At 42.7% G+C, this 17,342-nt stretch carries 19 protein-coding genes; 10 read left to right on the top strand and 9 right to left on the bottom strand.

Annotation, left to right across the window (positions count from 1 at the left end):
• Nucleotides 1–25 precede the first annotated feature (25 nt).
• The 4 genes from NSS65_RS05320 to asnB all read right to left on the bottom strand — a co-directional run bounded on the left by NSS65_RS05320 (nt 26) and on the right by asnB (nt 5,836).
• Nucleotides 26–865 (bottom strand): phytoene/squalene synthase family protein, encoded by an 840-nt coding sequence (locus NSS65_RS05320; protein ID WP_034282127.1) that lies wholly within the window; start codon nt 863–865, stop codon nt 26–28.
• Nucleotides 858–2,333 (bottom strand): phytoene desaturase family protein, encoded by a 1,476-nt coding sequence (gene crtI, locus NSS65_RS05315; RefSeq protein ID WP_034282128.1) that lies wholly within the window; start codon nt 2,331–2,333, stop codon nt 858–860. The genes NSS65_RS05320 and crtI (NSS65_RS05315) overlap by 8 nt, the downstream gene beginning before the upstream one ends.
• On the bottom strand, nt 2,330–3,847 hold the full coding sequence (gene crtI / locus NSS65_RS05310) for a phytoene desaturase family protein (protein WP_251232206.1): 1,518 nt from the start codon (nt 3,845–3,847) through the stop codon (nt 2,330–2,332). The genes crtI (NSS65_RS05315) and crtI (NSS65_RS05310) overlap by 4 nt, the downstream gene beginning before the upstream one ends.
• 147 nt (nt 3,848–3,994) lie before the next feature.
• A complete protein-coding gene (asnB, locus tag NSS65_RS05305; RefSeq protein WP_111927185.1) occupies nt 3,995–5,836 on the bottom strand; it encodes an asparagine synthase (glutamine-hydrolyzing) in 1,842 nt (613 codons plus the stop codon).
• 154 nt (nt 5,837–5,990) lie between these two features.
• On the opposite strand from asnB, the gene NSS65_RS05300 reads away from it, so the two are divergent.
• Nucleotides 5,991–6,518, top strand: coding sequence for a DUF2777 family protein (locus NSS65_RS05300; RefSeq protein WP_214755273.1), 528 nt, complete (start codon nt 5,991–5,993; stop codon nt 6,516–6,518).
• A 38-nt stretch (nt 6,519–6,556) separates the two neighbouring features.
• On the opposite strand, the gene NSS65_RS05295 is transcribed toward NSS65_RS05300, so the two are convergent.
• Nucleotides 6,557–6,925: a YisL family protein gene (locus tag NSS65_RS05295; RefSeq protein ID WP_034282135.1), complete on the bottom strand. Its 369-nt coding sequence runs from the start codon at nt 6,923–6,925 to the stop codon at nt 6,557–6,559.
• Nucleotides 6,926–7,017: 92 nt separating this feature from the next.
• Nucleotides 7,018–7,923, bottom strand: coding sequence for a fumarylacetoacetate hydrolase family protein (locus NSS65_RS05290; protein ID WP_326135026.1), 906 nt, complete (start codon nt 7,921–7,923; stop codon nt 7,018–7,020).
• A gap of 111 nt (nt 7,924–8,034) precedes the next feature.
• On the opposite strand from NSS65_RS05290, the gene NSS65_RS05285 reads away from it, so the two are divergent.
• The 9 genes from NSS65_RS05285 to NSS65_RS05245 all read left to right on the top strand — a co-directional run bounded on the left by NSS65_RS05285 (nt 8,035) and on the right by NSS65_RS05245 (nt 12,384).
• Nucleotides 8,035–8,250 (top strand): hypothetical protein, encoded by a 216-nt coding sequence (locus tag NSS65_RS05285; RefSeq protein WP_251232210.1) that lies wholly within the window; start codon nt 8,035–8,037, stop codon nt 8,248–8,250.
• A 670-nt stretch (nt 8,251–8,920) separates the two neighbouring features.
• Complete coding sequence (locus NSS65_RS05280; RefSeq protein ID WP_280806455.1) at nt 8,921–10,015, top strand: CotH kinase family protein; 1,095 nt, start codon at nt 8,921–8,923, stop codon at nt 10,013–10,015.
• A 122-nt stretch (nt 10,016–10,137) separates the two neighbouring features.
• Nucleotides 10,138–10,299 carry an aspartyl-phosphate phosphatase Spo0E family protein gene (locus NSS65_RS05275; protein WP_029707539.1) on the top strand — a complete coding sequence of 54 codons (162 nt, stop codon included), beginning with the start codon at nt 10,138–10,140 and terminating at the stop codon, nt 10,297–10,299.
• Between the two features lie 125 nt (nt 10,300–10,424).
• A complete protein-coding gene (locus NSS65_RS05270) occupies nt 10,425–10,646 on the top strand; it encodes a spore germination protein (protein WP_003211745.1) in 222 nt (73 codons plus the stop codon).
• Between the two features lie 14 nt (nt 10,647–10,660).
• Complete coding sequence (locus NSS65_RS05265; RefSeq protein WP_003210877.1) at nt 10,661–10,894, top strand: spore germination protein GerPB; 234 nt, start codon at nt 10,661–10,663, stop codon at nt 10,892–10,894.
• A gap of 30 nt (nt 10,895–10,924) precedes the next feature.
• Nucleotides 10,925–11,539, top strand: a complete 615-nt coding sequence (locus NSS65_RS05260; RefSeq protein ID WP_070325684.1) for a spore germination protein GerPC — start codon at nt 10,925–10,927, stop codon at nt 11,537–11,539.
• Complete coding sequence (locus tag NSS65_RS05255; protein WP_003210893.1) at nt 11,536–11,712, top strand: germination protein GerPD; 177 nt, start codon at nt 11,536–11,538, stop codon at nt 11,710–11,712. The genes NSS65_RS05260 and NSS65_RS05255 overlap by 4 nt, the downstream gene beginning before the upstream one ends.
• Nucleotides 11,712–12,143, top strand: coding sequence for a spore germination protein GerPE (locus NSS65_RS05250; protein WP_041117063.1), 432 nt, complete (start codon nt 11,712–11,714; stop codon nt 12,141–12,143). Before NSS65_RS05255 ends, NSS65_RS05250 begins: the two co-directional genes overlap by 1 nt.
• A 22-nt stretch (nt 12,144–12,165) precedes the next feature.
• On the top strand, nt 12,166–12,384 hold the full coding sequence (locus NSS65_RS05245) for a spore germination protein (protein ID WP_003211468.1): 219 nt from the start codon (nt 12,166–12,168) through the stop codon (nt 12,382–12,384).
• Between the two features lie 47 nt (nt 12,385–12,431).
• Here the strand turns inward: NSS65_RS05245 and NSS65_RS05240 are convergent, their stop codons facing one another.
• The 3 genes from NSS65_RS05240 to sbcD are packed head-to-tail and all read right to left on the bottom strand — an operon-like array spanning nt 12,432 to nt 17,318.
• On the bottom strand, nt 12,432–12,731 hold the full coding sequence (locus NSS65_RS05240; protein ID WP_034282144.1) for a hypothetical protein: 300 nt from the start codon (nt 12,729–12,731) through the stop codon (nt 12,432–12,434).
• Between the two features lie 19 nt (nt 12,732–12,750).
• Nucleotides 12,751–16,146, bottom strand: coding sequence for an SMC family ATPase (locus tag NSS65_RS05235; protein WP_326135025.1), 3,396 nt, complete (start codon nt 16,144–16,146; stop codon nt 12,751–12,753).
• Nucleotides 16,143–17,318: an exonuclease subunit SbcD gene (sbcD, locus tag NSS65_RS05230; RefSeq protein WP_326135024.1), complete on the bottom strand. Its 1,176-nt coding sequence runs from the start codon at nt 17,316–17,318 to the stop codon at nt 16,143–16,145. The genes NSS65_RS05235 and sbcD overlap by 4 nt, the downstream gene beginning before the upstream one ends.
• Nucleotides 17,319–17,342 lie beyond the last annotated feature (24 nt).

Genomic DNA, 17,342 nt, shown 5'->3' with positions numbered 1-17,342 from the left:
AAAGGACTGCGGGTGCAGTCCTTTTTTACGTAATATCTTCTAAAATAAGTGCTTTTTCCTGTTTTGAAATAAATGCTCGCTCTGTAAAGACGCGGTATTCGTTTTCTCTTGTTTTATCTAAAATGGCTTTATAAAAGTAGGCTGCTGCTTTCACCGGTATTCGTGAATAGAGCGGGAATTCATGAAGATGGTCAAAAAACTCCTCGTAGTATGCCTCTGCCTCAAAGGCAATGTACTCCCAGACGTGCTGGAAGGCTTGATTCACAATCCCTTCCTGCAATTCTTGCTCTGTGTACCCGAATTGATCCATCACTTGCTTTGGCAAATAAATGCGGTCTCTTTCAGCCTGATCTTCGCCGATATCTCGAAGGATGTTGGTTAGCTGCATAGCAATCCCTAACGAAATGGCTGCTTCTTTTAGCTGCTCTTTTTTACGCGGTGCAATAATGGGAAGGAGCATAAGCCCAACTGTACTAGCAACATGATAGGAATAGATGAGCAGTTCATCCAACGTTTCGTATCGCTGCTGCTCTAAATCCATCTCCTGTCCTTGGAGCAGGTCACGGAACGGGGCTTCATCCATCCGAAACTCTTGAAATGTATGCTCTAGCGCCACCCATATTGGATCATTCCGGTCTACCTCACCTTGTAAAAATCGATCAAACGTCTCCCGAAAGGATGCAAGGTCCTCTTTTGGCGAAGGAGATTCATCTACAATGTCATCTGCTCTACGGCAAAAGGAATATACGGCCCAGACGGCCTGTCTTTTCTTTTTAGGCAGCATGGAAAAGGCCCGGTAAAACGTTTTTGAATGGGTTTGAATGGTTTCCTCACACACTTTTAATGCTGTTTGTACATCAACCACTTAGCTTCACTTCCTTTCTATCATTCAAATCTTTTAGTAGTACAGAAGCCATCAGCTTCGCACTTTGCATCACGATCGGCACCCCGCCGCCCGGATGGATGGAAGCACCTGCCGCATAAAGATTATCTGTCTCACTGACCTTCACTTGCGGGCGGAAGACACCTGATTGAAACAAATTAGGCGCAAGTCCAAAGCTGCCGCCTTCAAACAATCCTTCTCGCAAGGAATCATTTGGTGTTCTGACCTTTTTCCAGACAATCGACTCTCGCAATCTCGGAAAGCCTCTTTTCTCAAGGACATCCACCATCTTCTCGACAAACTCTGTCTCCTCTTCCCAGTTGATATGATCTCCTGAAGGAACGGGAACGAGCATGTATAGAACACTGCAGCCTTCTGGGGCAAGAGATGGATCAATGATCGATGGATTAAATGTATAAAACGACGGGTCTTGAGGAATCGTTTTCGTTTGAAAAACTTCTTTCATATGCTGATCAAAGTGTTCTCCCATAAAAAATTGATGAACAGGTGCTTCATGATACATCTTGTTTAACCCGAGATACACCATCACACAGCCAGAGGACGGCACGTATTTCCGGCGATCTTGTTCGTCTAAACCAAGCTGTTTTAACGCAGCTGGATAATCTCCATTGATCACAAATGCATCAGCGGTTTCATATTCATCATTTACTTTAGCTTTGACTGCCCGTTTCCCCTCAAACACCAATTGCGTGACTTCTTCATTTTTTCTTACATGCACACCCATTTTGATGAGCTGCCCTTCCAATATATCTACTAAACTCGCATAGCCGCCTTTTAAATAGTAGATTCCATGCGCGTGCTCACTATAGGACACAAGCGAATAAATAGCCGATGCTTCATACGGGTTTCCCCCAACATAGAGGGTTTGAAGTGCGTATGCATCTCGCAGGCGTTCGTCTGAGAAATATTTTTTCAGAGCACTTTGTACCGTTCGATACGCCTTTAATTTCATTAAAATCTTCATATTCGCTTTTGTAAAAAATGTACGTTTTTCGTGAAATGATTTTTCTAGAAAGGCTTGCTGCCCTTCTTGAAACCGGTCTGTCATTTCTTCCATAAACCTCAGGAACCCTTGATCTTCCTTTGGAAATACACGTCTGATTTCATCTAGCTGACGAAGTGCATCAGAGTATTTCGTATAGGAGGTTCCATCTTGATATTGAATTGTGTACAGCGGATCAAGCTGCAGCAGATCAAGAGATGAATCGTCAATTCCTACCTCATGTAAAATGCCTTTTAACATGTCAGGAAGTAGGACAATGGTCGGACCTTCATCTACTTTATATCCTTTCTCACGTACAAAAGCAAGTCTCCCGCCAAGCCGTTCATTTTTTTCGACAAGGGTGACATCATGTCCCGCTTTTTTTAAATAAAGCGCTGAGATCATTCCGCCAATACCGCCGCCTGCAATTAATATATGTTTTTTCATGAGGCGCTCCCCTTTTCTTGATGCGGCATTGTTTTGTGTGAATGTTTCTCTTTTTTAAGAATGGCATTTGTCGTGATACGTGCTGATTCTAAAATGGTTGGCAGTCCGCTTCCTGGATGTGTTCCTCCTCCAACGAGCCAGCAGTGCTTTAATTCATCAAATTCATTGTGCGGCCTTAGGACCATCATCTGCGTCAGCTGGTGGCCGAGGTTAAATGTAGCTCCTTCATATACGTAAAGGTCTTCCTCCCATTGCTTCGGTGTGATCATCCGCTCGACTTCTATATGCTGTCTCACATTCTGAAAGCCTGTTTTCCGCTCCAATGTATCCAGCACAAGCTCTCTAAATTCATCTTGTTGCGCCTCCCAATCAATACCGCTTTGGTTATTGGCAACTGGAGCCAGCACATAAAGAGCTGATTTTCCTTTTGGAGCAAGTGAGTCATCGGTTACACTTGCATTTTGAATATAAATAGACGGGTCATCTGGCAGCTCATATGTCTTCGTAATGCCTTTGACAAATCTAGCATAATCATCGGAAAAAACGATGGTATGATGCGGCTCATCATATATGGTATCCAGTCCTAAATAAAGCATAAAGGTAGAGCAAGAGAATTTTTTCTTTTTTAATTTCTTCTCGCTGTATTTCTTTAAGAGTCCTGGCTCGACAAGCTTTGTCATCACATGTGCAAAGTCTCCATTGACGACAACCTCATCTGCTTGTATTTCTTCCCCAGATTCTAAACGAATGCCTTTTACTTTCCTTCCCTCCGTGAGCAGCTTTTCGACGCCAGCTGACAGATGAATCTCTGCTCCAGCTTCAAGCGCGGCCCTTGCCATCGCTTCTGACAGCTGATTGACACCGCCCTTCGGATGAAATACACCTGTGTCATGTTCCATAAACGAAAGGATCGAGAACGCACCAGGGCATTCCCACGGGGACATTCCTAAGTACTTTGATTGAAATGTAAAAGCATATTTCACTGATTCATTCGAAAAATAGTCTGACAGCACATCATACAAACTTTTATTTAGTGAAAGCTGTGGAAGTGCTTTGATCACCTTCAGGCGAAGGTAATGATGAAAGCGGTCCATTTTACTTTGTAGAATTGGTGTCAAACGATCCATTTTGCGCTTTGTATCCTTCATAAATCTTAGATACCCTTCGCCCTCACCAGGTGCAAAGGCTTCTAATCGTTTGTACATTTCATCGCGATCCCGAATCATATCGAGCTGATTGTTTTGAAATATTAATCTATACATCTCTTTTAATTCAATCACATCAATATAGTCATAAAGATTTTTACCAGCAAAGGTGAACAGCTCCTCTGCAATATGAATCATGCTGAGAAAGGTAGGACCTGTATCAAACGTGAAATCACCAAGTTGAAACTTAGCGTTACGCCCGCCAACAAAGGGCTGTTTTTCGTATACATGAACATCATGTCCTTTGCTTTGAAGCATCATAGCTGCTGCAAGGCCCCCTGGTCCCGCTCCGATCACAATGATTTTCATTTTCCTTTTTCCTCCAAATTAATTCACTTTAAGTTAATTATACAAATTAGAAAGATTAGATCAACTTTTGATGTGCTCAAAAAGTCTCATGTTATGTATCAAAAAAGCCGGCTTCCTTTCAACAAGTGCAAGAAAGCCGACCCTTTATTACGCTTCTATATCAATTCGATACGTTTCAAACCAATGATGAATCTGTGCAAGATGGGCAATCAACTGCGGGCCCTTCATGAGCTGGCCATACCATGGCACATGAAAAGAAGCTCCTTCCGTTTCAATCAGCTGCTTTAATTGATGTGGGTCTAAAAATTCGTGAAGTACAGAGTCTTTTTGCGCGAGGCAGTCTGTTAGCATCTCTTTCACAGCCTGAGTATAGGCTGGATGATGTGTTTTCGGATAAGGACTCTTCTTTCGATAAAGCACTTCATTCGGTAAAATTCCCTCTAATGCTTTTCGTAAAACCCCTTTTTCACGATTTCCATGCATTTTCATTTCCCAAGGAATATTCCACACATATTCGACAAGACGATGATCTGCAAATGGCACACGTACCTCAAGACTAGCCCCCATACTCATTCGATCTTTTCGATCAAGCAGTGTTGTCATAAACCAGATCATATTTAAGTAAAAAAGTTCTCTACGGGCTTTATCAACGCCAGTTTCTCCATCTAAAAGAGGCGTTTCTGCCACCGTTTCTTCATATTTGCTTTGCACGTATTCCTTAAGTGACAGCTTTTTTTGCCACGAGTCTTGCAGGAGCTGAGTTCTCGCTTCAGTCGATCTCATCCACGGAAAACCATTCGTTTCATTTTCCATATGGAACCAAGGGTAGCCGCCAAAGATTTCATCAGCACATTCACCTGACAAGCCAACAACGAAGTCCTTTTTAATTTCTCGGCAAAACCAAAGCAAGGAAGAATCAATATCTGCCATACCCGGTAAGTCTCGAACCTCAACGGCTTCCTTCAAATAGGAAGCGAGCTCTTTTTGTCCAATGATACAGCTGTGATGATTCGTTTGAAACGCTTTTGTCATTTGATCAATCCATGGGCCGTCAGCATTCGGCTGGAATTGATTTGCCTCAAAGAATTGATCGTTTCCTTCGTAGTCAATGGAATACGTATGAAGCGGTGCTTCCCCTATTTTCTCAAAGTGCTTAGCGGCAATGGCAGTAATGGCACTAGAATCGACGCCACCAGATAAAAATGTACATACAGGCACATCAGAGACGAGCTGTCTTGTCACGGCATCTGTAAAGAGATGCTTAATGTGCTGTGCGGTGTCATCAAGTGAGTCGGTATGCTCCTTGCTTTTGACATTCCAATATCTCCACACGCGCAGTCCGTCTTTTGAAAAGGTCAAGGCATGTGCAGGTCTCAGCTCTTTTATCCCTTTAAACACTCCTTGACCTGGTGTTCTTGACGGTCCTAAGCCAAAGATCTCCGACAGCCCTTCATAATCGACTTTTGCTTTGATATCAGGATGAGCAAGAAGTGCTTTGATCTCTGAACCAAATAAGAAGGAATGATGACGTTCTGTATAGAAAAATGGCTTGACGCCTAGCCGGTCTCTCCCTGCAAATAACAATTCACGCTCACTATCCCAGATCACAAATGCAAAAATGCCATTAAAATGGGAGACACACTCTTCCTTCCATTCTGTATAGGCATGAAGAAGAACTTCTGTATCAGAATGCCCAAGAAAGCGGTGCCCCCTTTTTAATAATTCTTTTCTTATATCCTCCGTGTTATAGAGCTCTCCATTGTATACAATCGTATAAGCATGGTTTTGATGTGTATATGTCATCGGCTGCTTTCCGCCTTCTACATCTACCACCGCTAACCTTTTATGCCCGAAAAGAACGTGCTCACTTTTCCACGTATTTGTATCATCTGGCCCTCTTTTAGATAATGTATCTGTCATTTGATTGATTACATGATCCTGTTGGATGAGCTGCTTTTTAAAGTCTGCCCAGCCTGTAATTCCACACATCATCATCAGCTCCCATCCGTTTTTCCTCAAGTGTTCTCATTCAGCCTTTCTTAGTTTATGCATCGTTTCCTTGATAGTTGATTTGTCCTTTTTTCCCGGCGTATAGGACAAGCTTGATTTGGTAAGAAAAGAAAGAAGAAAGGAGCTTTTGCAAATGGAAAATCGAATGAAGCAGCTTGAACGCTGCAGCCGAAGATGGTGTAACGGGTATTTGCTCATTGAAAACGGGCATTGTCTGATTGAAGATGAAGAAGGAGAGATCATGCTGCCAGAAAGTCTTCAAAGCACAATGATCTGTTTGAAGGAAAATGACCAATGGACAAAAGGGGAATTGCTCGGTTCTATGATTCTTCATGAAAACGGGCAGCTAATAGAAGTACAGGGAGGAGAAAACATTCAATATACGGCGTCCCTTGCCAAAGGATGGCTTGATCTTCTCATGTTCGTACCGGAAAACGTTTTTGATCACATCCTTGACCAGATAGAGCAGCTTGGTTTTTCCGTCTATGATTGTGTTTTCTCTTCCTTTCATTCAATGCAGCGCGTCTCTTTCTTTCAGTTTTCGACAGATACGCAATCACTTGCACTTCAATGTCACTATGAGCCTGCAGCCAGCCACATTCGTTTTGAATGGACCACTTCAGACGGACAACGGATCGTTTCACAATTTGATGCCACATAAAAAGGACACTGCTTCGTATAAGCAATGCCCTTTTTATATTAAAAGATATGGAAACCGATCGGCAGACGTAAACCGAGAAGAATGGTCACAATCGCAAATACGATAAACCCAATCAACACACCAGTCACCGATTTTCCTTTTTTCTTGCGCACTAGGACCATTTCCATGAAACCGATCACGAGGATACCGAGAATCATTTTTCCAATATACTCGCCCCCGAAACCTGGAATTTTCATTCCTGTGCGAACATACAATTCTACGCCTGTTGCGATAATGATCAAGTAGAATAAGCGAACGATCATGTGCACAATTTTAGCGCCTTTGTCGTTTTTACCTGCAAGAGCAAAGGCTACGAAGAATAAAATAATCCCCAGCACCCATGCTGTGATATGTAAATGTGTTCCCATTTGTGATTTCCCCCTTTATCAGAACAAGTACCTTCTCATCGTACCACGAAATAAGTCGAACACAAAGCGACAATCCTGTGTCATCACGCGCTTTATTTGACGTGATTTGTCAGCGTTCCAATCGGTTCAATTGTGATGTCAATTCGATCTCCAGAAGCTAAAAACTTAGGCGGTTCAAAGCCCTTCCCTACCCCAGAAGGTGTACCTGTTGCAATGATGTCACCCGCTTCTAATGTCATCCCTTTTGAAAGAGTGGAGACAATGTCTTCAATTGTGAAGATCATTAATTCCGTACTGGCAGACTGACGAACCTCTCCGTTTACCTTTGTTTCCACATGGAGCGCACCATGATCCTCGATCATTGACTTATGAACGATATAAGGTCCTATCGGGCAGGTTGTATCTAAGCTTTTGCCAATGAAAAATTGTTTATGTTTTTTCTGCAAATCTCTTGCCGTCACATCATTTAAAATGGTGTAACCGAATATATAATCTTGGACCTCTTCAGGAGCAATGTTTTTCCCTGATTTGCCCATCACAATGGCAAGCTCTCCTTCATAATCCAGTTCACTGGTCACACCTTCATGAAGAAGAATGTCCGCTCCGTGTCCAATGACAGAAGTAGGTGCCTTTGTAAAAATCATCACGTCTTTAGGAATATCCGCCGCACTTCCCATCTCCATGACATGGTCTTGATAATTCTTTCCGACACACATGATGTTTTTAGACGGCTTTGGAATCGGCGCATGGAGTTTCACGTCCGAAAGCGGATATACATAAGAACCGCGGTCTTCTTCTTTTTTCTCAGCCCAATCAAGAAGCTGTCCTACATGTTCAACAAACTTGTCCCCCATTTTGATACACTCAGATAAAGAGTTTGGCAGTGTCTCAAGCTCAAATAATTTGGCTTCTGCCTTTTTGACGTCCATCACCCATTCATCATCAATGACTATCCCAATAAACATGCTGCTATGTATCTCACCTGTAAAAAACTTCATGTCTTCCCCTCACAATCTTCATTTCGCTAAGTTATGATGTCTCATTTTATTTCTCTACGAAATAAAAAAAACCCTTTTTTATCATACTCTCTTTTAAAAAGGGTTTCAAAAATGATGATTGAATGCTTAGCGGAAACGGCGGTACTCCCACATGTTCCCTTGATCCCATTTACGCTCAACATTTATTCTATTTCTGGAACGATGCGATTTCTTTCCACATCTTCGGCAAGAGCGGCTTCGTTTATGGTGATGAGAACGTTTAGATCGATGGCTGCGGCGCGACTTGCGGCTCTTCTTATTGTGGGATCTGTGCTTGCTGCGATGTGACTTGCGGCAGCTCTTCTTATGATGCGATCTGCATTTGCTGCGGCGCGACTTGCGGCAGCTCTTCTTATGATGCGATCTGCATTTGCTGCGGTGTGACTTGCGGCAGCTTTTCTTATGATGGGATCTGCATTTGCTGCGGTGTGACTTTTTCGGTTCGCTCTTTTTGCTTCTGTAAGATTTTTTGCTTTTATATGACTTTTTACTCTTCATGCTTTTCTTCGAACGATAGCTTTTCTTAGAGCGATAACTTTTCTTTGAACGATAGCTTCTGTAGCTTTTTTTACTGCGGCGTGATTTACGGCGTCCACCACCGCCAAAGAACCAATGACCGCGACTTGAATGACGAGAACGAGCTGACTTATGCGAACGTCTCGATTCTGGTTCACGATCTAAGTGATGATCACGTCCCTCACTTCGAAGTGAAGCTACTGCATGTTCAATGTGTGAATGATCAAATGTACTCACGAACAATTCCCCTCCCAGTCTATCTTCGACAAAACAAACAGACAAAGCTGTTTATCTTCTCTGCTTTATGTTACGAGACTCGGTAGACAAGTGTTCGTGACGAATGCCTCTTTCCTTGAAAACTCCATGAATACCTACCAGCCGGTACAGGACATTCCTTCACTTTCATATCGTAAAGAAGAGCATATAGGAGGCTGATGAACATATGAACACAGAACCTTTAAAACAACTTGATATGTGGATTCATCCAAAGGACCTGATTGAATTAAAAAAAGACATTTGGAACGATGAACCTGTTGAAGCTATTCTAAAAACCGGCCAAACCAAATCACATATTTATGCTTCATACCGCGGATCGCACATTAGAAAGCTTAAGAAAAAGTCCTATCAAATTGAATACCGAAAGCCAAAACAAAGACAAGGCGAATCCATCTTTCATTTAAATGCAGAGTACAATGATCCGTCGTTTATCCGAAACAGGCTGTCCTTTTATTTCTTTGAGCAGATGGGGGTGCATAGCCCAGCCGCTTCTCATGTGTTTCTCACCATAAATGGAAGAAAAGAAGGGATTTATTTAAAAATAGAATCCGTCGATGAGTTCTTTCTTAAAAAACGGCAGCTTTCAGGAGGCGGCATTTATTATGCGGTTGATGATGACGCGAACTTCTCCCTTTTGAGTTCTTTTGATAAAAAACCAAAAAAGCACCTTCTTCTCGGATATGAGAAAAAAACGGGGACTTCTCAACATGATCAGCGGCTGAGCGAATTTATTTACTTTCTCAACACAGCGAAAGATGACACTTTTGCAGAAAAAATTGAACAATACCTAGATGTGACACAGTATTTCCGCTGGCTCATCGGTGTGGTATGCACACAAAACTTTGATGGTTTTGTTCATAACTATGCCCTTTATGTAAATGAACAAGGGAGGTTTCAAGTACTTCCTTGGGATTATGATGCAACATGGGGTCGTGACATTCATGGAGAAGAAATGCCGTTTGATTATATCCCAGTAAACGGGTTTAATACATTAACTGCTAGATTACTAGATATCCCTTCGTTTAAAAGAGCCTATTACACACTTTTCCAGCATGTACTCGATACACATTTTGTAGAAGACCGGCTCTGCCCAATCATAGAGAAATGGCATGAATCGATTGAGGATCGAATTGGAGATGATCCATATACGAAAGATCGAAAAGATGTCTTGCAGTCTGAAAGAGACTTAATCCGGCAATATATCAACAAAAGACGACGTTATTTACAGACTGAGATCAAAAAAGAGATTTTTGGTACGTAAGAACACTTTCGAATTTTGTCACTTTATTACTCATATTGACGAAACAGCTTTTTTTATAGAAAAATAGGGTATACTAACCATATCCTTCTATTTGATAAAAAATGTGAGAGTTGGCGTCCGTTATGATCAATTATGAAATTGAACAAAAAAGATTACATTTAATTGAGACTGCAAAAAAATTCGGGATGAATGCCGAAGAAACGATCAGGTGCAGTCAAGAGCTTGACACACTCTTAAATAAAGGCATCAAATCCACCTCTAAAGATTGCTCAAAAAAAGGGTAAACCATACATCTAATTCCTCTCATCAAAAGCTTTCAAAAAGACAATCACACATTAAAAGACCCATCATAAGCTATGGTGAAACGCCCAAAACAAGTGCCCTAATTTTATAAAGGATGTGCACCGCTATGCCGGCTATTGTGGGAGCCTTTAAAGTAAATGCCGTCGGAACGAGCGGAGTCGTTCATGTTGGAGACTGCATCACTATTTCTCCAAATAGTCAGGTTAAAACGTTTGCTGGCGCAGGCAGTTTTAATACTGGTGATCAATTGCGAATTAGCAACTACAAAAGTGTGACAAATACGTACGACAGTGATGTCATTGATCAACCGCTTGTTGGTAACTTGTAAGGAGTGAGGATCCGTTGAACTTCTATATTAATCAAGCGATACAAATTAATTATTTACGTGTAGAGTCTGTAAGTAACTCCTCTGTTCTGCAAATTGGGAGTGCTGGATCCATCAAGGCCCTTTCCAACCTGTATAACACGGGAAGCTACGTAGAAGCAGCGCCTGCCGCAGCAGGTACACAAGGAATTGAAGAATCTCAAGGCGCAAGCACAGCACCTTTTGTACCGCTTCAGTCACCAACAACTTAAGTCATCTGCAATCCCCGGAGGTGTATGTAAATGTATGATTATCAGAGCAACGCTTCACAGGTATATGGCATCATTCAAAAACACTCGCAACAACTCATGATGCTTGAAAAAAGGCTTAACGAGCTTCAGCAGGAAATACAAATGATCAAAGATAAACCGACAACGAATATTGAACGGATTGATTATCAATTTGATCAACTGAAAATCGAACGGCTGGAAGGAACGCTGAATATCGGCCTCAATCCATCTGATCCAAACAGTGTTCAAAACTTTGAAGTGGGCCAAACAACAACCCCGGGAATTGGAATGATGCAGCAAGAAATGGCTGATCAATTTTTCAATCAAACACGGCAGCTTGTCGATGCATTTTTAAATGAAGAAGCTCCAGAACTTCTTGAAGAACTAGAACAGCGATATGAAGGGTCCCTCGATGAAAGCAACAAACACCATATCATTGAGGATATTCGCAAGCAAATTGACAGCAGGATCAAATACTATGCGGGACAGCTGCCACACCGGGAAGAAATGACACCGCTGCAGCGTTCAGAGCAAATTGCTGAATATGTGAAGCATGATGTAAAGCGGGCGATTGAGCACTTTTTAGCCCATATTCCAAGTGAAACGAAAGGAGAGGAAAACGGATGAATTTCACAGTTGTCAACCGCAACATCGAGACCGGAAGCATTAAAGTAGTCGGGGTTTCGTCCTCTTCCCTGTTTATCATCGGGGACACAGACCATGTACAATTATCCTCGATTTTCGATACACCGCCAGAATCACTGATTATTGGCCCGTTTGTTCCTCTGGCACCTCGATAATGATCAAGCGCACATCTAAAGTGAAGTTCTCAAAGGTGAATTCTGTCGGGATTTCGAGTGTGGTTCAAATTGGTGATACACAAGAGCTGTGCCCGGCAGTCAAGGTTTTAGCTGTTCAACGAACCATTAGTTTGTTTTATGGCTATGAAGCGGAAAATTTAGATGCGAAAGAATTTGAAGTGTATTATGAGCCCATTCCATTGATGCTGCCAGAACGATCAGTGAGAACGGCATTTTACCATGAAAAGCCTGTGATTAAAGTGTCTTCAATCCATGTAGAAGGGGTATCATCGTCCTCTGTCTATCAAATCGGCTCTACTTGTAGAATGAATGGCGTTGCGCGAGTGAAGCATATTAGAGAGCTGTTTAGCAATGATGAAAGTCCGCAAAACTCACAAATGGACCTACCTGCGCATATGATGGTGATATGACTTCGAATAAAGGATGTCGATTATGCCAGCAATTGTCGGACCCATTTACATTAACTCTATTTCTGGAGGCGTCGTAAACGTCGGTGACTCATTCTACCTGTCGCCTAAAAGTTCGTCAAAATCTGCTTTAGGCTCTGGAGCGGGGAATACCGGAGATTTCTTGATATTAAATAATGGCATTAGCGCCACCAACTATGTGGATCCTGACTTAAATGATCAGAATATGGTAGGCAATGCATAAAGCAGCTCCTCTACACCCATTTCAAATAGAGGAGCGCTTTTTTATGCTTATTTTTTTCTGCGCTGTCTCGATTTTTTCGTTTTGACCAGCTTGCTTGCCGGCTGTTTCCGAATCCATTTGATGTACGAAGCAAGCTTTTCATCCTGCCTCAGCGCATCAATTGTATTCAAACGTGCGGCAAGCTCCTGGTTTGTAAAGAGGGCATGTACTTGTTTATGACAAGGGATGCATAGGAAGGCAGTCGGTAAAAAAGCCCCGCCCTCTTCTCTTGGCGTTAAGTGATGTTCTGTGAGCAGGACATCTTGTCTTCCGCACATCTCACATAATCCAATTGTTTGCTTTGCCACCGTGTCATCACCTCAATATTTACATTAATTCCATTGAGACTGTTGTCCCTTTCCCGCTTGGATCTGCTGGATGGACAATCAGTTTTTTCGGCAGCCGCATTTTCAATTCTTCCACATGGCTGATGACACCAACAGCTAAGTTTTGAGACTGTAATTTCTCTAATGCGGTAATCACTGTATCGAGCAAGTCTTGATCAAGGGTACCAAAGCCTTCATCAAGGAAAAAGAATTGCAGCGGGAACTCACCTCTCAGCTGAATCTGCGCTGAAAGAGCTAGTGCAAGCGCAAGCGACGTCAGGAAGGTTTCCCCGCCGGACAAGCTGGACACTGGACGTCTGACACCGCCATTCGCATCATCACGCATGACAAAGCCGCCTTCTGAATCAACTTCAATCGCATACCTTTGTCTTGTCAAAATACCAAGACGGGCAGATGCATCACGACTGACACTTTCCAGCTGTTCTTCTGCTAAGAACTCAACAAATGTATTTCCTTTAAACACGGTTTGCAGCTTATCGAGCCGATCAATTTCTTGCTGCAGCTCCGCCAAGCGTTCATGAATACTTGCAAATCGCTGGTGATTCTCTTCCATTACACGCAGATGTTCATATGCAGAGCCGCTCATCACTGTTGCTTCTTCCAATGCCTTCTCTGCCGCTTCTTTCCTCAGTTGAATATCAGTCCACTGCTTTTCATCTAGTGACTCATCTTTCAGCAGCTCAGAAATTCGCTTTAAGTTTGCGGCACATTGCTTTCTTTTATCCTCAAATTCGTCAATTTCCTGTTTAACCGAGTGACGTACTGCCTGATTCATAAAAGCAGATTCAATCTCTTGAGGCTTATCAAAAGGAGAAGACTCCGATTCTTTAGCCCATGCTGCACTTGCTTCTTGTTTTCTCCGGTCAGCCTCTTGAAGCTGACGCTCACAGCTTGAAAAATGACTTTGTGCTTCACTAAAGAGCTCCTGCGCATGCTGTAATTGCTTGTACGATTGCTGTTCCATTTCATTGAGACGAGCAAGCGTGTGTTCAACCTCGATCAGCTCTTCAGAAATAGAGACAGCTTTCAATGGATATCTCCCTAAATCTGTTTCATATTGATAAATGAGCTGCTGCTGGCTTTCTAGCTGATGCGCTAGTTTATCAAGTTCCTTCTCTACATCATATATGGCTGTTTGCAGCTGTTCTTTTGCCTGCTGTTTTTCTTCCAAAAATGAAATACTTTTCTCAATACGCTCTTTATAGCCTTCCGCTTGCTGGTCCTTTTCGTCGATCTGCTTTTGCATCTCTTGTACTTGGCGCAATGTAAAGTGCGGGAAGGCCTGTTCAAATTGAGACGTTTGCTCTGAAAGCTCAGATTGAAGCTCCTTGATCAGCCCGTCTAATTCTTCGATACGCTGCTGATCAAATGTCATTTGATCTTTCGTCTTGCTTATCTCTGCTGCTTGATCGTATGTTTCATCCATTAAACGAGCTCGTTTACGTTCAACTTCTTGAATATCTTGTTTCAAGCCTTTCCATTCTTGCATGAGATACTGCAAGGACTCCGGCTTTTGCACTGCTTCTACTGCTGCTGCAACTTCCGCACCTGGAGCTTTCTGAGATAAAAAGGCAAACTGCTTTACTAATTGATTGGCGTGCGTTTCCAATAACTGCTTGGCGGCATACATGTCTCTTGTATATTCCTCTGCCTGCTTGAGCTCTGTGTCCATCCGTTGAATCACTTCATCGATTTGTGCCACTGTTTCTTCATGGTCATTGTTTTCCAATGCCTTTGGATCATGATGAATCGATCCACAAACAGGACATGGCTCACCATCTACGAGCTCTGCCGCTAATTCTTTTCTTAATTCTGCCGCCCTAACAGCATCACGCTGTTTTAATTTTGCGAGCTTCTGACTTTGTTCTCTTTTACTCCATTCTGTAAAAGCCCGTTCGAATTCACATACATAGAAATAGAGCTGTTCAATCGCTTGAAACGATTGGTCTATTTTTTCATGATGGTCTTTTTGCTGTTTTTGAAGCTTTTCATATGCTGCTGCGGTCTGTGTTGATCGCTTTTTGAGCTCCTCCATCTTTTGTTCTTCCTTGTGTATGCTTTGGTGTATTCTTTGAACATTTTCGCTTAAACGCAAAGCATCCTGTACACTTTTCCGTTCTTTTACAGAGACTTGTAATTGCTCCAGCTCACGCTTCAGCTGTGTTTGTTTTGCCAGTGCACGTTCTAACAAAGATTGGAGATTGTCTGCTTCTTCTTTTTTTTGTAATAATTGCTGCGCTGTATCGTTTTTTCGCTGTTCGATTGCCGTCTTTTCCTGAAGAGCCGCCTCTTTTTTCCGTTCAATTTCCTTTAGCTGAAGCAGCTGCTCTTTCTTTTGAAGAAGTTCTGGCTCAGTTTCTATTTTCTTTTGCCTTGCTTGCTCATAGTTCTGCGTCATTTGATCATAGATCGTTCGTTGATGCAGTAGCTGATTTTCTGCTTCCTGCTTCTCTTTTAATGCTTGAGAAAGCTGATTTTCAGCCTTTGTTAATGCATCCGCATAAGGCTTTAATGCCTCTGCCTGCTCAGCAATATGAAGCTTGACCTTTTTTTCTTCCATTGATGGTGCCAGTTGATTCAGATGGTTTAGTTCCGTCTCATAGGCTTCTCGTTCCTTTTGATACTGCCAAATTGTTTGCGCCTTTGTAAAAGCAGTGAACGCTTCATCCCGTGCTTGTTTTTTCTCATGAAAAATAGCCTTTGCCTGCTCAGCCGCTTCCTTTGCCTTTGCGAGCGCCTCTGGGCCAGCTTCTCCTAAGCCATTCAGCTCAGCAAGCAGTTCATTTTTTTGTCCATACTGATTCTGCGCTTTTGCGCGCAAACGTTTAACGAGCTGATCCCCATACTTTTCCAGGTTAAACAAACGCTGTAGCATTTGTCGTCTATCGGCTCCTTTTAGGGAAAGGAATTCTGCAAACTTCCCTTGAGGCAGGACAACCGCTCGCGTAAAATCATCAATGGTTAACCCGAGTAATTCTTCTATTTTACGATTGACCTCACTCGCTTTATCTGCAAGAACTGTCTGTGTATCCCCAATTTCAATCAGACGGCATAGTGTCGTTCTGACTTTCATTTCATCTGCCCGCTTGAAAGCACGTTCGACTTTATAAGAAATGTGGTGTTCCTTTTGTAAAGCGAACGTAAAGGAAACTGACAGCTTCTCTTCCGCTTGGTTCAAAATACCATGTGTATTATTTAACGCACGTTCCACTTTGCCATAAAGTGCCAGGGTCATGGCGTCTAATATGGACGACTTTCCGCTGCCTGTCGGTCCAAAAATGCCAAACACACCTGCATCACATAATGAGCTAAAGTCAATTGTTTGTTCTTCTCTGAAGCTATGAAGTCCTTTAATGGTTAGCGTAATCGGCTTCAAGTCGCTTCCTCCTCTTGCATTTCATTGGCGAGCTCCAAAAACAGCTTGACTGTTTTTTCATCAGGAAGACCGCCGCCTGTCTGGCGCTCATAAAATTTCACGAACCGCTCCTCGATTGAGAGCTTTTCGGCTTGCTTTTGTTCTTCCATTTGCTGAAGTTCTTTAAATTTCGGTCTAATATGGACAAACCCGCTATGCTGCTTTCGGAGCTGATGGATCTCTTCTATGGAGAGCTGATCTGTTAAATGAATCTCTAAATCAATCCATGCCTGAAGATCCCGTTTTTCATCCAGCCACTCGTGCACTTGACTCAGTCCCTCAGTTGCCTTCCATTTCACAAGTGGTTTTCCGCTTGATAACAACACTTCTTTCCAGCTTGCTTTTTCATTAGGTTTTGCCTCTACAATTGTGACTGATTTGGCATATCCTGATTCAGAAAAGCTGTAAGCAAGAGGTGACCCGGAATAGCGGGCAATCGTTTTGGCACGCTTGATGGTTTGCGGGCGGTGCAAATGACCAAGGGCCACATAGCAGGCTGCTTCTGGCAGGCTTTCTGCCGCAACGGTATATGCACCGCCTACTTCAATCGGTCTTTCTGAATCTGTTTGACTTCCTCCTGCCACATAAATATGGCTCGTTGCGATATTGACCGTATCGGCTTGAAATTGAGTGCTTAAATGTTGGAACGCTTGCTGTATTTTTAAATTGTAATGATCGCGAAGCAATTTCTCTTCAAATGTTTCAGCCAGCACCTCGTTTAGTCTCGCTTCAGACGGATAAGCGAGTGCTGCAATGGATAAACGTTCACTTGAAGAAGGAACATCGACGCGGATGATGTCATTTGTCGGATAACCAATTAAATGAATCCCCTGATCATTAGTTAAAGGAGATGCGGCAGATAGTCGATCCGGATTATCATGGTTGCCTGAGATGACCACGACCTGACGTTTTCCTTTATCTGATAAGGCGGATAGACTTTCATAAAAAAGCTGTTCTGCTCTAGCAGGCGGATTCACTGTATCAAAGGCGTCTCCAGCCATGACAATGACATCAATGTGTTCGTCTTTTACGATTTGATTCAGCTCATCTAAAAACTGTGCTTGCTCATCAAGCCGGCTCCGGCCTTCAAGGGTTTTTCCTAAATGCCAATCTGCCGTATGCAGAATCCTCATGTGATTCACCTCTCATTCCGATAC

The sequence above is a fragment of the Bacillus sp. FSL K6-1006 genome (genome assembly GCF_038593175.1).
In the GTDB taxonomy this organism is placed as follows: domain Bacteria; phylum Bacillota; class Bacilli; order Bacillales; family Bacillaceae; genus Bacillus; species Bacillus safensis.
The sequence above is the reverse complement of the archived record's forward strand: the minus strand, read 5'-3'. Positions and strand labels throughout refer to the sequence as shown.

Coding starts and splice junctions, on each gene's coding strand:
- crtI (WP_034282128.1), bottom strand. CDS start 2,333: ATGAAAAAACATATATTAATTGCAGGCGGCGGTATTGGCGGAATGATC.
- crtI (WP_251232206.1), bottom strand. CDS start 3,847: ATGAAAATCATTGTGATCGGAGCGGGACCAGGGGGCCTTGCAGCAGCT.
- asnB (WP_111927185.1), bottom strand. CDS start 5,836: ATGTGTGGAATTACAGGCTGGGCAGACTTTAAAAAGCAGCTCATCCAA.
- NSS65_RS05300 (WP_214755273.1), top strand. CDS start 5,991: ATGGAAAATCGAATGAAGCAGCTTGAACGCTGCAGCCGAAGATGGTGT.
- NSS65_RS05295 (WP_034282135.1), bottom strand. CDS start 6,925: ATGGGAACACATTTACATATCACAGCATGGGTGCTGGGGATTATTTTA.
- NSS65_RS05290 (WP_326135026.1), bottom strand. CDS start 7,923: ATGAAGTTTTTTACAGGTGAGATACATAGCAGCATGTTTATTGGGATA.
- NSS65_RS05285 (WP_251232210.1), top strand. CDS start 8,035: ATGATGATTGAATGCTTAGCGGAAACGGCGGTACTCCCACATGTTCCC.
- NSS65_RS05280 (WP_280806455.1), top strand. CDS start 8,921: ATGAACACAGAACCTTTAAAACAACTTGATATGTGGATTCATCCAAAG.
- NSS65_RS05275 (WP_029707539.1), top strand. CDS start 10,138: ATGATCAATTATGAAATTGAACAAAAAAGATTACATTTAATTGAGACT.
- NSS65_RS05270 (WP_003211745.1), top strand. CDS start 10,425: ATGCCGGCTATTGTGGGAGCCTTTAAAGTAAATGCCGTCGGAACGAGC.
- NSS65_RS05260 (WP_070325684.1), top strand. CDS start 10,925: ATGTATGATTATCAGAGCAACGCTTCACAGGTATATGGCATCATTCAA.
- NSS65_RS05255 (WP_003210893.1), top strand. CDS start 11,536: ATGAATTTCACAGTTGTCAACCGCAACATCGAGACCGGAAGCATTAAA.
- NSS65_RS05250 (WP_041117063.1), top strand. CDS start 11,712: ATGATCAAGCGCACATCTAAAGTGAAGTTCTCAAAGGTGAATTCTGTC.
- NSS65_RS05245 (WP_003211468.1), top strand. CDS start 12,166: ATGCCAGCAATTGTCGGACCCATTTACATTAACTCTATTTCTGGAGGC.
- sbcD (WP_326135024.1), bottom strand. CDS start 17,318: ATGAGGATTCTGCATACGGCAGATTGGCATTTAGGAAAAACCCTTGAA.